Here is a 13,469-nt window from a genome sequence, read left to right on the forward strand (position 1 = left end):
AGCCGTCAGGATTGAAATGCCGGAGCAAGTTCCGGCCGCTTGGCGCTGACGCCGTCGCCGGAGGAAGTCCCCTTGACGCGTCGAGCTACCCACGGCACCAAGAACTCTCGGGTCCACGCACGGTCTTCGGCCCGGGTCTCCGCTTTGGACAGAACCGGTGCAGGACCGAGATCCGGCGGAGTGAGACCGTGGTCGACGCCGATCGCGTCCAAGACACGAGTGGCCATGTTCTGGTGCCCGGCCGGCGACATGTGCAGCCGGTCGAAGTCCCACATCCGCAAGTCCTGGTATTCGTCGAATCGCCAGAAGTCGACGATGGTCGCGCCGTGCCGGTCGGCTACTTCACGAACCAATTCGTTGTAAATCGCCATGCGGCCACGGAGCTTGCCGAAGAACGCCGACCATCCCGTGTCGTAGGCGGTGAAAATCAGTACGCGCGCACCGGATTCGGTGAGCTGCGCTATCGCGGTGTCGTAGTGATCCACCAATGCGTCAAGATCCAACTTCGGACGCATCATGTCGTTTCCGCCGGCGTAGATCGACACCAGATCCGGCTTCAGGGCCAGTGCCGGCGCAAGCTGCTCTTCGATGATCGGACCGAGCAAGCGGCCACGGACAGCAAGGTTGGCGTAGCGAAACTGGGGATTGCCGCTCGCCAACTGCTCGGCGACGCGGTCAGCCCACCCTCGCAAGCCGTTGGGAAAGCGCTCGTCTGCATCGCCGACGCCCTCGGTGAACGAATCACCGAGAGCGACGTACCGGCTCGGAAATGAAGTCATCCCACTAGTATTCCAGTTGCGAAGCTCAACAATCACACATCTGTGCTGAAACGCACGCCACCGTCCGGCAGTGTCACGCCCGGCCACACGCGAGCACCGCGAAGCAGCTCACAACGAGCACCGACGTCGGCGCCGTCACCGATCACTGCGTCACGTACGAGCGCGCGGGGTCCGATCCGGGCACCGAAACCGATGATGGACCGTTCCACCGTCGCGCCGGCCTCGACCACGGCGCCGTCGAACAGAATGGCGCCGTCCAGGCGCGCACCAGCGCCTACTTCTGCGCCGCGGCCGACAACCGTGCCGCCGATCAGTACGGCACCGGGAGCAACGCCGGCGCCCGGGTGCACGAGGGACTCACCGCGCGGGCCGTCGAGAGCGGGCGAAGGCGCGATACCTCGCACCAGGTCTGCGGAACCACGAACGAAGTCTTCCGGGGTACCCATGTCACGCCAGTACGACGAGTCCACGTGGCCGAAAACGCGCTTGCCCTCGGACAACAGTGCGGGGAAAACCTCACGCTCGACGGAAACGGGACGTCCCGCGGGGATCTGCTCGATGATCTCGCGCTTGAAGACGTAGCAACCGGCATTGATCTGATCGGTGGGCGGATCCTGCGTCTTCTCCAGGAACGCGGATACCCGGCCGTTGTCGTCGGTGGGAACGCAACCGAATGCACGCGGATCGCCGACACGGACGAGGTGCAGAGTCACATCTGCATCGGTCTTGGCGTGGGTGTCGAGAATCGCGTTTAAGTCTGTGCCGCCGAGCACGTCGCCGTTGAACACCATGATGTTGTCGCCGCGCAGTTTCGGGAGAACGTTACGAATGCCGCCGCCGGTTCCGAGCGGTTCGGTTTCGAAGACGTAGTCGATCTCGAGCCCCATCTTGGAACCGTCACCGAAGTAGTCCTCGAACACCTCCGCTTTGAACGAAGTACCGAGCACGACATGCTTGATTCCGGCGGCCTCGATCCGCGCCAGAAGGTGTGTCAGAAACGGCAAGCCTGCAGTCGGCAGCATCGGTTTGGGCGCCGACAAGGTCAACGGGCGCAGGCGAGTACCCTTGCCTCCTACCAGGATTACGGCGTCGGTCGGATTCGGCTCGGTCATCGTTGTCCCCCGTGATTCGAAACTGAAGTGTTGTCGGTCGAGTTTTCGGTGCGACTACGCGCACGTACTGCGGATGCCACGGCGATCTTGGACCGCACGGCCAGCCCGCCGCGTAGGGCAAGACGCAGCGGCGCCTGCCACCAGTGTGGATGGCGGTCGGCTTGGAAACGATAGGCACTGCGATGGTGTGCCGGCAACATCAACTCCGGATGGCGCCCGGCCGCATGCCCTTTCGCGTGAGTCACCTCAGCTGAGGGTACAAAAACGTTGAGCCACCCTGCTTTTCCGAGGCGGTCACCGAAATCGACATCTTCCATATACATGAAGTAGCGGGAGTCGAATCCGGAGATGGCGTCGAATGCGTCCCGACGAACCAACAGGCACGAGCCGGACAGCCAGCCGACGGCCCGCTCGGTCAGAGCCTCGTTTTCCTGGCGGTATCGAGTGGTCCACGGATTCTTCGGCCACACGGTTCCCAGAATTGCGTGCCCTGCGCCGGAGGCGATGTCGGGAACGGCTCGCGCCGACGGATAGACACTGCCGTCGAGTTCGAGGACCTTGGGCCCGAGTGCACCGGCCCTTGGCCACCGATCTGCCGCAGCGACCAATTTGTCGAGTGAACCGGGTGCCCATTGGACGTCCGGATTGGAAATAACGAGGAATTCGATCGCCGGATCGATCTCCGCGACGGCCCGATTTATGGCACCGCCGTAACCGATATTTCCGCCCGTACGAAGCAGACGAACATGCTCGTACTTCGCGTCGGCTGCCTCGGGAGCACCGTCGGTCGACCCATTGTCGGCCATGATGACCTGGGGTTTTTCTGTCGTCGCCACAGCGAGTGTGCTCAAAAAGTTCTCGAGATGCTCGCCTGGCGAGTAGGTCACCGTTACCACGGCCAGCTTGGGACTCACGCTGGTCAGCCTAGCCGCCCGCAGCGCTCCGCCCGAACTGTGAGCGCCCCAGAGCGTCGTGAAGCGCCTCACGCCACGGACGCAGCGGGCTCAGTCCGGCCGCCGCCCACGCGTGGCCGGACAGGACCGAATACGCCGGGCGCGGGGCGGGGCGAACGAACTGCGCGCTACTGCACGGCCGGACCCGGTTGGGATCGGCACCGATCTCCTCGAACACCGCGCGAGCCAGGTCGAACCAACTGGCCTGCCCGGCATTGGTGGCATGCAGAGTCGTGCTGCCGGTGAAGGGTCGGGCTGCGAGTTCGAGCAGTCCGGCCGCAAGATCGAGGCTGTAGGTGGGTGAACCGATTTGGTCGTCGACGACGTCGACGAACTCACGCTCGGCTTCGAGCCTGCGCATTGTGCCGACAAAATCGCCGGCCTCGCCGGAGTACACCCAGGCGGTTCGAACGATCGCGGAAGCGGCCCCGGACTCCCGCACGGCCTCCTCACCAGCCAGCTTGGTGCGACCGTAGACCGTCGACGGACCGGTGGGTGCGTCGCTCTCGTAGGGAGTGTGTGCGTCGCCGGGAAAGACGTAGTCGGTGGATACGTGGATGAGTCGAGCACCGACACGAGCACAGGCATCGGCCAGGTTGCCCGGTCCGACGGCGTTGACTCGGGTAGCTACCGCCTCGTCGGACTCAGCGGCATCCACTGCCGTGTAGGCGGCGCAGTTGATCACCACGCTGTTCGGCGTCACGTCGTTCGAGCTCATGATCCGCTCGACTGCGCCGAGGTCGGCGATATCCCACTGCGACGAATCGAACGCCGCAATGGCGAGACCCGCCGAACGGGCCAGCGTTTCGATGCGCGTTCCGAGTTGTCCACGGGCGCCGGTGAGCAGGATGTTCGTCACACCGTTCAGTTTGGCACGCCGCGTCGAGGTACCGGCGACGCGCAGAGAGACCAGTAACCTGAGTGGGTGTCACACCAGCAACCACAACGCCGCGCACGTCCACGACCTGCGCCTGCTCGGCAGAAGACGAGCCCCGGACGGATAGCTGTCGCCGTGGTGTCCGTTCTGGTGTTGCTGGTTACCGGTTTCGCCTGGCGCGGAGTTGACTCCCTACGCAACAGTCTCGCCACCGCGAGCGGCCTCGGTTTGGGCGGCGGCAAGGACGGTGCCATCGACATCCTGATGGTGGGAACCGACAGTCGAACCGATGCGCATGGAAACCCGCTCTCGCAGAAAGAATTGGACTCGTTGCGTGCCGGCGAGGAGGTCGCGTCCAACACCGACACGATCATCTTGATCCGCGTGCCCAACGACGGCAGTTCCGCCACCGCGATCTCCATTCCGCGCGACGCCTACGTCAACGTCCCGGGCATCGGCATGTCGAAGATCAACGGTGCCTTTGGTGCGACCAAGGAGACCGAGCGACTGCGTCTGGTCAACAACGGTGCCAGCGATTCGGAAGCCGATCGCAAATCTACCGAAGCGGGCCGGACCGCGTTGATCAAGTCCGTCTCGAACCTGACGGGCATCACTGTCGACCACTACGCCGAAATCGGTCTACTCGGATTTGTCCTCCTGACCGATGCCGTCGGCGGCGTCAATGTCTGCCTCAACGCTGCGGTCGACGAACCGATGTCGGGCGCCAACTTTCCCGCCGGTGAACAAACTCTCGACGGATCCGATGCCCTCAGCTTCGTGCGGCAACGTCACGATCTCCCCCGTGGCGACCTCGACCGCATCGTCCGTCAGCAGGTCTTCATGGCCTCCCTCGTCAGCAAGGTCCTCAGCGCAAAAACACTGAGCGATCCCGGCAAACTCGGTTCGTTGACCAACGCCGTCGAACGCTCGGTTGTCATCGACGACGATTGGGACATCATCGAATTCGCCAAGCAACTACAGAATCTCGCAGGCGGCAAAGTTCAGTTCGAGACGATCCCGGTGCTCGACATCAACGGGATGACCGACTACGGCGAGTCCATCGTCAAGGTCGATCCGAAGGACGTGAAGAAGTACATCGCGAGCCTGGTCGGGGCCGACGCCCCGGCCGAGGAAACCACGACGTCGTCGGCACCGACTGTCGATGCGTCCAAGTTCACTGTCGACGTTGCCAATGCGAGTGACACCGCCGGACTTGCGAGCGGTGTCTCCGAGGCGCTGAGCGCCCTCGGATACAAGGAGGGCAAGGTCGGTAACAACACCGGCGCAAGCGTTTCCGAATCCACTGTCTTCTCGAAGTCCGCGGACGACGACGCCGCACTCGCGGTCGCCGACGCCCTCGGAGGTCTGACGGTGAAAGCAGATTCATCGTTGCCTTCGAACACAGTTCGCGTCGTTCTCGCCGCGGGCTACTCCGGCCCGCAGTCTGCCGACTCCGTGTCACCGAGTGATTCCGGTTCCACCTCGACGTCGAACTCTGCGAGCACGACCGAGACCAGTCCGACGCCCGCTCCCCCGGGCCCTCCGATCGACGCGGCATCCAGCGGGCCTCGGTGTGTCAACTGACCACTGCGTAAACTGACCTGATGCCTTCACCTGTCGACAACCTGACCGACGCGCTCCTCGGACCGATCCTGGCTGCCGACTCGGCGGGCCCGCGGGTCACGTACTACGACGACGCGAGCGGCGAGCGCATCGAACTCTCGGCGAGCACCTTGATGAACTGGGCGGCCAAGACAGCGAACATGATGGTTGACGAGTTCGCTCTCGATCCGGGCGCGAAGGTCGCCGTACTGCTGCCCGCGCACTGGCAGAGTGTTGCCGTGCTGCTCGGTGTGTGGTGGGCCGGGTGCGAGGTTGTCCTCTCCCCTGATTCCGATGCCGAACTCGCTTTTGTCACCGAGGACCGCCTCGGTGACGTCACTGACGTGCCCGAGGTTGCGGCTCTCTCGCTCGACGCTTTCGGAAAAGGCTTGAGTGGCCTGCCGATCGGAGTTGCGGACTACGCGACGTCCATTCGTGTGCATGGCGATCAGTTCCGCAGTGCCGGAGCCGGATCCGCACTGGAAGGTCGATCGGTCGCGGAAACTATCAGTGCTGCAAAGGAATCTTCGACTGCTCGCGAGCTCACCTCCGCGGACCGAGTGCTGTCGAGCCGCCCGTGGGATTCAGCGCAAGAACTCATCGACGGTCTACTATCCGTCTTCGCCGCCGGTGCCTCGCTCGTGCAGGTGGCCCACCCGGACGCGGAAACTACCGCGCGCCGAGTGAGCACCGAAAAGATCACGAAGCAGTTCTGACTCAACTCGAGTTGTTCAACCGGCGAGCGCACTGACCGGCGAGACCATCCCAGCGCGGCGAGCGGGCAGCAGTGACGCGATCACTCCGCAGATCCCACCGATCAACGTAATTGCCACCAACTGCACCCACGGAACCGCGCCCAGGGCAACTTCGTCGATCCCGAACACCGACGCCGTCCCCGCGACGCCGAACACCAGACCGAACACAACTCCGATCACCGACGCAACTCCCGCCACGAGTAGAGCTTCCCAGATCAGCATTGCCCGAATTCCCTTCTTGGTCATGCCGAGTGCTCGCAGCAACCCGGATTCGCGTCGTCGTTCGAGGACCGAGAGCGCCATCGTGTTTCCGACACCGATGAGCGCGATCAGGACCGCGACCGACAGCAGGCCCGCAACCACCATGAGCATCGTGTCCAGGATCGAATCGAGAGTCGAACGCATCTCGGTCATGCCTTGAACATTGCTGCCCGGCGCTTCCTGGCGAGCCAGTTCGGTGATTCGGTCAGTAGTTACCAGAGCTTGGTCGTCGGTCTCGGTATCGAGTCTGACCCAGTACGCATCAGTGGTTGGCAGTGTCGCGGCCGCAGCGAGGTCCCCCCGATCCAGTAGGGCGGGTTGACCTTCCACGCCCTCGACGACCCTCAAATTGACGCTTCCACGATCTCCGCGCACCGTTGCAGTATCGCCGGTGCCGAGACCGTAGTCACTCAACACAGCCGGCGAAAGGATCAGCTGACCTGCGCTGGGAACCGAAATCTCGGTACGCAGAATATCTTTCACCAGCGCCCCGTCGACTCCGTAACCGGACAGAGCTCCACGTCCGTCGAGAACCAGGTCGGCGTTTTCCAGACCGGTCACGGCGCGCACACCGTCGACCAGACCGATACCGGTACCGAGCGCGGCGGGCAGGGGCGCAGAACCCGAACCGCTCACTATCACGTCGACCGGAAACTGACTGTCCAAGGCTCCGGGCGCAGCAGCTTTGACGGTGGCGATCCCGACAACCAGGGTGCTCGTCAGTGCAACACCGATCAGCAATGCCACTGCGGTGGCGGATGTTCGACGCGGATTGCGGCCGGCGTTACCAGCGGCAAGGCCACCGACCGGACCGATCGCACGCGCCAGCAATCCGCCGGCCTTGTTGATCAGCGCGGGAACGATCCGCCCCGCTAAAGCTGCGATCCCCAGGAACGAGAGCAACCCACCGATCGTTGCCGGCAGCACCTGCTGCCCACTGACGCCCAGGACAGTCATCGCAATTCCGGCGAGGAGCGCCACAATTCCGAGCACCCGGCGCACGACGGAATCTTGAATACGTTCCGGCTTCGACTCCATCGGCGCAAGAGCAGCCATCGGCGAAAGTCTGGTGGCGGCGCGTCCCGGTGCCGACGCTGCGACCATGGTCATCACGATTCCGACGGCGAGACCGACCAGTACCGTCACCGGCGTGACACTGAGTGTGGAGAGCGGCACAGGCACGTCAGCAGCGGTGGCAACGGCCCCGATCAACCACGCCAGTCCGATGCCGAGTCCCACCCCGATCACCGAGGCGATCCCACCGACGACAGCAGCTTCGGCGCGGATGCTTCGGCGAACTTGTTTGGCCGTTGCTCCGATGCACCGCAGCAATGCAAGCTCCTGAGTGCGAGCAGCAAGCAGAACAGCAAATGTATTGGCAATGACCAGTGCCGCAACAACTACCGCGATGGCACCGAATGCAAGCAACACCGTGCTGAGTATGTCCGTGCCGCCCAGATACTGGGCGGCTGCTGCTTCGGTAGCGGACTCCCCGGAGATCACCGTCGATCCGGCCGGCAGAGCACTCGCCACGCGATCAACTAGTTCCGACGAAGTCCCCGAACTGTCACCGGCGACACGAAACTCACGGGTGGCAGATTCTCCGGCCCACAAACTCACCTGCTCGGGTGTCGCAAATACCTTCATTCCGCCGAGACGTTGCGCTGATCCCTCGAGGTCCACCAGTCCGACAACTCGTGCGGTCGACGTGGCTGCATCGGTCGAGTTAGCCGCTGTCACCGTGACATCGGCGCCCACGGGGATCCCCGAGTCAGCACTCACCAGCGCCTGTCCAGGCCCGGTGGGCACAACACCCTCGGCGAGTTTCTCCCACCGCAGTTCCGCGCTGGGCGCAACCGAGAGAGCCTCACCGTACGAGGCACCCGTGGCTGCGGAATCCACGCGGACCGAGCCCGACACGTCTTCGGCGACTGCGCGCACGCCCGGAACCGACTCCAGGAGGGCAACGCTCACTCCCGGCCCGGAAGCAACTGCATCCGTCGTTTCATACTGGGAGGCAAGGGATTTACTGATACTGGCATTTACCGTCGAACTCAGCGTCAGCGTCGCGACGATGTACCCGACCGCAATCACCACCGCCAGGATCGATGCTACATAGCGGCCCGCGTGCGCCTTGGCCTGCGCAATGACCAATCCCCTCATCGCAGCACGCTCGCGGTTTCCGGCATGTCAGCGAGGTCGTCGGCGCCGAGCGCACGCATCGCACCGATCACGGAATCGACGGTGGGACGAAGGATTTCGCCGGCAATACGACCGTCTGCGATCAATACCACTCGATCTGCGTACGACGCAGCCAATGGATCATGAGTCACCATCACCACCGTCTGCCCGCTCTCACGCACTGCGGTACGCAACAATCCGAGAACCTCTGTTCCCGAGCGTGAATCAAGATTTCCGGTCGGCTCGTCCGCGAAGATCACGTCCGGCGCCGGCAGCAGTGCCCGCGCCACTGCCACGCGTTGCTGCTGGCCGCCCGAGAGTTCGTGAGGTAGGTGATCGAGGCGATGGGTCAACCCGAGTCGAGTGACAACTTCGTCCATCCACTCCCCCGAGGGCTCACTCCCGGCCAAACGCATAGGCAAGAGCATGTTTTCGCGCGCCGAGATCACCGGCAGAAGATTGAAGGCCTGAAATACGAAACCTATACGCTCACGCCGCAATTCGGTCAATTCGGTATCGCCAAGTTTTGTCACCTCGGTGTCGCCGAGGAACACACTGCCGCCGGAAACGGTGTCGAGACCGGCAAGGCAATGCATGAGCGTCGACTTCCCGGACCCGGACGGACCCATGATCGCTGTGAACATCCCCCGCCCGAAATCGACGTCGATGCCGCCCAGCGCATGCACAGCTGTTTCGCCGGTGCCGTAAATCTTGGTGACACCACGCGCCGTGATCGCCGGTGGCACTGCTATTTCAGGCGTACTGCCCCTGTGCTGATTCATGTTGTCGACGTTATGGGAGCGCGCCTGCTGTCCGCGTCGGAGCGCGGGGCCATCTTCAGTGGGAGTGTGTCATCCTCCGGGAGGACACCAGGTCAGTCTGCAGTACCCAAGAGGTCTGCCCGGCGAACCAAACCGACCTGGAAGGCGAAGACGACTGCCTGCACACGGTCGCGAGATTTGGTTTTCGAAAGAACTCTTCCCACATGGGTTTTCACGGTCGTTTCGGAGACGTGAAATTTGGCGGCAATCTCCGAGTTGGACAGTCCGTACGCCATAGCTTCAAGGACTTCCACTTCCCGCGGCGTCAACTCTTCCGGGAGCTTCGCTCCGGGCGCCGAACCTTCGAGCAGTGGTCCGACGTGTTGGAGCAACCGCCGCGTGGCCCGGGCTTCGATCACCGCATCACCGCGATGCACCGTGCGAATGGCGTCGAGCAACTGTTCCGGTGGTACATCCTTGAGGAGGAATCCGCTGGCACCGGCTCGGATGGCCGACATCACGTACTCGTCGTTGTCGAAAGTGGTGAGCACCACCACTTTCGGAGCGTTCGGGTTGGCCAGCAACCGCCGCGTTGCTTCGATTCCATCCATACGCGGCATCTGTACGTCCATGAGCACCACGTCGACCCGACGGGTAGTCAATTCCGTGAGAGCTTGCTGCCCATCCGACGCCTCGAGCACAACGTGGAGATCAGGTTGGGAATCGATCACCATTCGGAAGCCTGCTCGGACCAGTTGCTGATCATCGACCAGTGCCACTGCGATCGGATTCGCCTGTTCGTCCATGCCATTCACCCTAAGTGCCACCTAGTCGGTCCGGTACGGCAGGACGCCGCGCACGCTGTATCCACCGCCGGGCCGAGGGCCCGCCGTGACCGTGCCGCCGTGCAGGCGAGCACGCTCCGCCATCCCGATCAGGCCTTGTCCACCGGGTGAGGATTCGACCAAGGCAGCACTGCCGCCGCGTCCGTCGTCGGTGATTCCGAGTACCAGTTCGGTTTCCGTCCAGGTCATCTCGACGGCAGCGTGGGCGCCTGGTCCGGCGTGCTTGAGAACATTGGTCAGCGATTCCTGCATAATGCGATACGCAGTCAACCCGGCGCCGGCCGAGAGTTCGCGCGGTTCACCGGTGACAGTAACTTCGACGTCGAGGCCATTACGAGTCAATTCACCGAGCAGGGTATCGATGTCGCCGACGCCCGGAATCACTGCAAAGTCTCGTGGACTGTCTTCGCGGAGTACGGACAAGAGTGCCCGCATGTCGGTCAGGGCCTGCCGACCCGTAGCCGCGATGGTTTCGAGCGCCCGAACCGCGGCCTGTGGATCTTGCGCTGCGCTGTAGCGTCCACCGTCCGCCTGGGCGATGACGACGGTCAACGAGTGGGCGACGATGTCGTGCATCTCGCGGGCGATACGCGAACGCTCACTGATGGTGGCGATTTCAGCTTCCTGAGCGCGCTCGAGTTCGAGCAGATGCGCGCGTTCGGTGAGTCCCTCCAACTGCTTGGTGCGAACGCGTCGTAGGTCCCCGAACGCCCACACTGCAAGAACGAAGACCATCACCGCCGCACACTGAAACAGCAACGCCGAGAGCGCGATATCTTCGTAGTTGAAATAGCGGATAGCAGCCGCAATCGCCCCGAGCAGCCCCAACCCCAACCCGGTGAGACTGCTCCAGCGCGCGCCGTACGCGGCCAACGCGTACAGCGAGATCGGCACCGCGATCGCACTGCCGAGCAGTGTGTTCCCGATCAAGATCACGTGGAGGACCGCAAAGGCCGCAACTGTCATGCCGGAAAGTTCGGGCTTGGATCGCCGCCAGGCGAGCGGCACCGTCATGCCCAGGGAGATCGGTACCGCGAGGGGGCCGGTTTCTACCGCCACCACCAGACTGGAGAGTGTCACCAGGACTGCGATACCGATATCGATACCGCGCGCATGATCCGCGCTCCAACGGACGAAGCGTTCACTAGTCGGAAAGCGAGCCATGCCGCCAACAGTAGCGACTCAGTGCGTGTAGCCGCCGTCTGCGAGTCCCGCTTCGATTTCGAAGCGATTGCGCAGACCGGGGCGACGGATCTCCTCGTAGAGGTACATGACCCCGAATGCCAACCCAGCCCTTGCCCATTGGTCCGCGTGAATCGCTTCGTGCCTGAGCACCGTCCGGCTGACATTGCGGCGGGTGAGGTACACCCCACCGAGAGTTGTTCCGCCACGGGCAAATCCGCGGCGCATGCCCGAGGCGACAAATATGCCGAATTCCGGGTCGAATGTGACGTCGGCGCCCAGGAGTCGCGCGTAGCGCAGTGCCAGGCGCGTAACAAAAGCGGCCTGCGCGCTGCCCCGACTAGCTCGGATCAGCGGCAGGCCGCGATGTTCAGACACAAAAAATCTCTAGCCCAGCAGCTTGTCGCGCAGCGCCTTGTCTTTCTCCAGAACCATCGCTTCGAGGCTTTCCTGGAAAACCACCATGGCAGCCTGCAGCGCCGGATCCGAAGCTCCGAGAATGCGTGCCGCCAGCAGGCCGGCGTTGCGAGCGCCGCCGATGGATACCGTCGCCACCGGCACACCGGCCGGCATCTGGACGATGGACAGCAGGGAGTCCATACCGTCGAGGTACTTCAGCGGCACGGGTACACCGATGACGGGCAACGGTGTTGCGGAGGCAACCATTCCGGGAAGGTGCGCCGCCCCGCCGGCTCCGGCGATGATGACCTTGATACCGCGGCCCGCTGCATCCTTGGCGTAGTCGAGCATCCGCTGGGGCGTGCGGTGCGCGGAGACAACACCGACCTCGAAGCGGATTCCGAACTCGGCGAGCGCTTCGGCTGCGGCCTCCATGACCGGCCAATCCGAGTCACTGCCCATGATCAGGCCGACCTGTGCGCCCATACTTTCACTCACCGTGTACATCCCATCCGTCGGTCCAAACTGCGTACGAAAGCCAATGCGCTGCCCGCTCAGCTCGTTCCCGAACTGCGGCAACATAATTCGGATCGTCGATCGAACCGGCGCCGCCGACGATGTTGACGTGCCCGATCTTGCGGTCCTTGCGCTCATCCTTGCCGTACAGGTGAATCTTGGCATCCGGCATCCGTGCGAAGAGGTGGTGGACGCGCTCGTCCATCGTCATCTCCGGAGCTTCGGGGGCGCCCAACACATTTGCCATCACCGTGACCGGCGCGATGGGCGTCGTGTCTCCGAGGGGGTAGTCGAGTACCGCGCGCAGGTGCTGCTCGAACTGCGAGGTCCGGGCACCGTCCATGGTCCAGTGGCCGGAGTTGTGCGGGCGCATCGCCAGTTCGTTGACAATCAGGCGGCCGTCGGTGGTCTCGAACAGTTCCATTGCCATCGCGCCGACAACACCGAGTTCCGACGCGATCCGCAGCGCCAACTGTTCGGCGTCTGCAGCCACGGCGTCGGAAAGATCGGGAGCCGGTGCGATCACCACGGCGCACTGGCCGTTTCGCTGCACGGTCTCCACGACGGGCCACGACGCGCCCTGTCCGAACGGTGACCGCGCGACCATTGCCGACAGCTCGCGGCGCATCGAGACCATTTCCTCGACGATCAACGGCACACCCTTGTCCAGCTGCTCCGTGACGATCGCCTCGGCTTCCTCGGAGTCGTCGGTGATCCACACTCCGCGGCCGTCGTAGCCGCCGCGTGTTGCCTTGATGACTACCGGCCAGCCGTGCTCGGCCCCGAAACGTACGACGTCCTCGGCCCACGTCACCTCGGCGTACGCGGGAATCGGTGCACCCAACTCGGCCAGCTTGCGACGCATCAGCAATTTGTCCTGAGCGAAGATGAGTGCGTGCGGCGGCGGCTGCACGTTGACGCCCTCGGCGACCAGCACCTCGAGGTGCTCGGTCGGAACCTGCTCATGATCGAACGTGAGCGCATTGGATCCGACGGCTGCTGCTCGCAGTGCGTCGAGATCGTCGTGGCTACCCAGGACGACATCGGGGCTGACCTGCGCCGCCGGCTCGCCGGCCGTACCCGAGAGCACACGGAGCGTCTGGCCGAGAGCCACCGCCGCCTGATGCGTCATTCGGGCCAGCTGTCCGCCACCGATCATGGTGACGACAGGCATCGAAGCGTTTGCCGGTCGTGCACTGGTCGGGCGGGCGGGAATCTGATCTGCGTTGTTGCCGGTCACGGCTCT

The 13,469-nt window shown here is 63.6% G+C and carries 13 protein-coding genes; 2 read left to right on the top strand and 11 right to left on the bottom strand.

What is annotated here, in order from left to right; translation table 11 throughout:
• Window positions 1–5 precede the first annotated feature (5 nt).
• Genes MTX36_RS09160 through rfbD form a run of 4 tightly spaced genes read right to left on the bottom strand, consistent with a single transcriptional unit; the run spans window position 6 to window position 3,703 of the window.
• Window positions 6–779: an SGNH/GDSL hydrolase family protein gene (locus MTX36_RS09160; protein ID WP_243619401.1), complete on the bottom strand. Its 774-nt coding sequence runs from the start codon at window positions 777–779 to the stop codon at window positions 6–8.
• 32 nt (window positions 780–811) lie between these two features.
• The gene (locus tag MTX36_RS30225; RefSeq protein ID WP_308198207.1) at window positions 812–1,891 is read right to left on the bottom strand and encodes an NDP-sugar synthase; all 1,080 of its coding nucleotides are present in this window, start codon (window positions 1,889–1,891) and stop codon (window positions 812–814) included.
• Window positions 1,888–2,805, bottom strand: coding sequence for a glycosyltransferase family 2 protein (locus MTX36_RS09175; protein ID WP_094272086.1), 918 nt, complete (start codon window positions 2,803–2,805; stop codon window positions 1,888–1,890). Before MTX36_RS09175 ends, MTX36_RS30225 begins: the two co-directional genes overlap by 4 nt.
• Window positions 2,806–2,815: 10 nt before the next feature.
• On the bottom strand, window positions 2,816–3,703 hold the full coding sequence (gene rfbD / locus MTX36_RS09180; RefSeq protein WP_243619402.1) for a dTDP-4-dehydrorhamnose reductase: 888 nt from the start codon (window positions 3,701–3,703) through the stop codon (window positions 2,816–2,818).
• 66 nt (window positions 3,704–3,769) lie between these two features.
• Between rfbD and MTX36_RS09185 the strand changes: the two genes are divergently transcribed.
• On the top strand, window positions 3,770–5,305 hold the full coding sequence (locus tag MTX36_RS09185) for an LCP family protein (RefSeq protein WP_374230454.1): 1,536 nt from the start codon (window positions 3,770–3,772) through the stop codon (window positions 5,303–5,305).
• Between the two features lie 20 nt (window positions 5,306–5,325).
• Window positions 5,326–6,039, top strand: coding sequence for a TIGR03089 family protein (locus MTX36_RS09190; RefSeq protein ID WP_243619403.1), 714 nt, complete (start codon window positions 5,326–5,328; stop codon window positions 6,037–6,039).
• A gap of 15 nt (window positions 6,040–6,054) precedes the next feature.
• On the opposite strand, the gene MTX36_RS09195 is transcribed toward MTX36_RS09190, so the two are convergent.
• The 7 genes from MTX36_RS09195 to MTX36_RS09225 all read right to left on the bottom strand — a co-directional run bounded on the left by MTX36_RS09195 (window position 6,055) and on the right by MTX36_RS09225 (window position 13,463).
• Window positions 6,055–8,502 (bottom strand): ABC transporter permease, encoded by a 2,448-nt coding sequence (locus tag MTX36_RS09195; protein ID WP_243619404.1) that lies wholly within the window; start codon window positions 8,500–8,502, stop codon window positions 6,055–6,057.
• A complete protein-coding gene (locus MTX36_RS09200; protein WP_243619405.1) occupies window positions 8,499–9,302 on the bottom strand; it encodes an ABC transporter ATP-binding protein in 804 nt (267 codons plus the stop codon). The genes MTX36_RS09195 and MTX36_RS09200 overlap by 4 nt, the downstream gene beginning before the upstream one ends.
• Before the next feature lie 92 nt (window positions 9,303–9,394).
• Window positions 9,395–10,087, bottom strand: a complete 693-nt coding sequence (locus tag MTX36_RS09205) for a response regulator transcription factor (protein WP_243619406.1) — start codon at window positions 10,085–10,087, stop codon at window positions 9,395–9,397.
• A gap of 21 nt (window positions 10,088–10,108) precedes the next feature.
• Window positions 10,109–11,290: a sensor histidine kinase gene (locus MTX36_RS09210; RefSeq protein ID WP_243619407.1), complete on the bottom strand. Its 1,182-nt coding sequence runs from the start codon at window positions 11,288–11,290 to the stop codon at window positions 10,109–10,111.
• An 18-nt stretch (window positions 11,291–11,308) separates the two neighbouring features.
• Window positions 11,309–11,686 (bottom strand): hypothetical protein, encoded by a 378-nt coding sequence (locus MTX36_RS09215; protein ID WP_243619408.1) that lies wholly within the window; start codon window positions 11,684–11,686, stop codon window positions 11,309–11,311.
• Between the two features lie 9 nt (window positions 11,687–11,695).
• Complete coding sequence (purE, locus tag MTX36_RS09220; RefSeq protein WP_243619409.1) at window positions 11,696–12,214, bottom strand: 5-(carboxyamino)imidazole ribonucleotide mutase; 519 nt, start codon at window positions 12,212–12,214, stop codon at window positions 11,696–11,698.
• Window positions 12,198–13,463, bottom strand: a complete 1,266-nt coding sequence (locus MTX36_RS09225; RefSeq protein ID WP_243619410.1) for a 5-(carboxyamino)imidazole ribonucleotide synthase — start codon at window positions 13,461–13,463, stop codon at window positions 12,198–12,200. The genes purE and MTX36_RS09225 overlap by 17 nt, the downstream gene beginning before the upstream one ends.
• Between the last annotated feature and the right edge of the window lie 6 nt (window positions 13,464–13,469).

The organism is Rhodococcus sp. ARC_M6, assembly GCF_022810305.1.
GTDB lineage: Bacteria > Actinomycetota > Actinomycetes > Mycobacteriales > Mycobacteriaceae > Rhodococcus_F.

Excerpts from the sequence above, each read along its gene's own strand:
- MTX36_RS09205 (WP_243619406.1), bottom strand. The coding sequence starts at position 10,087 with ATGGACGAACAGGCGAATCCGATCGCAGTGGCACTGGTCGATGATCAG.
- purE (WP_243619409.1), bottom strand. The coding sequence starts at position 12,214 with ATGTACACGGTGAGTGAAAGTATGGGCGCACAGGTCGGCCTGATCATG.
- MTX36_RS09210 (WP_243619407.1), bottom strand. The coding sequence starts at position 11,290 with ATGGCTCGCTTTCCGACTAGTGAACGCTTCGTCCGTTGGAGCGCGGAT.
- MTX36_RS09160 (WP_243619401.1), bottom strand. The coding sequence starts at position 779 with ATGACTTCATTTCCGAGCCGGTACGTCGCTCTCGGTGATTCGTTCACC.
- MTX36_RS09195 (WP_243619404.1), bottom strand. The coding sequence starts at position 8,502 with ATGAGGGGATTGGTCATTGCGCAGGCCAAGGCGCACGCGGGCCGCTAT.
- MTX36_RS30225 (WP_308198207.1), bottom strand. The coding sequence starts at position 1,891 with ATGACCGAGCCGAATCCGACCGACGCCGTAATCCTGGTAGGAGGCAAG.
- MTX36_RS09200 (WP_243619405.1), bottom strand. The coding sequence starts at position 9,302 with ATGAATCAGCACAGGGGCAGTACGCCTGAAATAGCAGTGCCACCGGCG.
- MTX36_RS09190 (WP_243619403.1), top strand. The coding sequence starts at position 5,326 with ATGCCTTCACCTGTCGACAACCTGACCGACGCGCTCCTCGGACCGATC.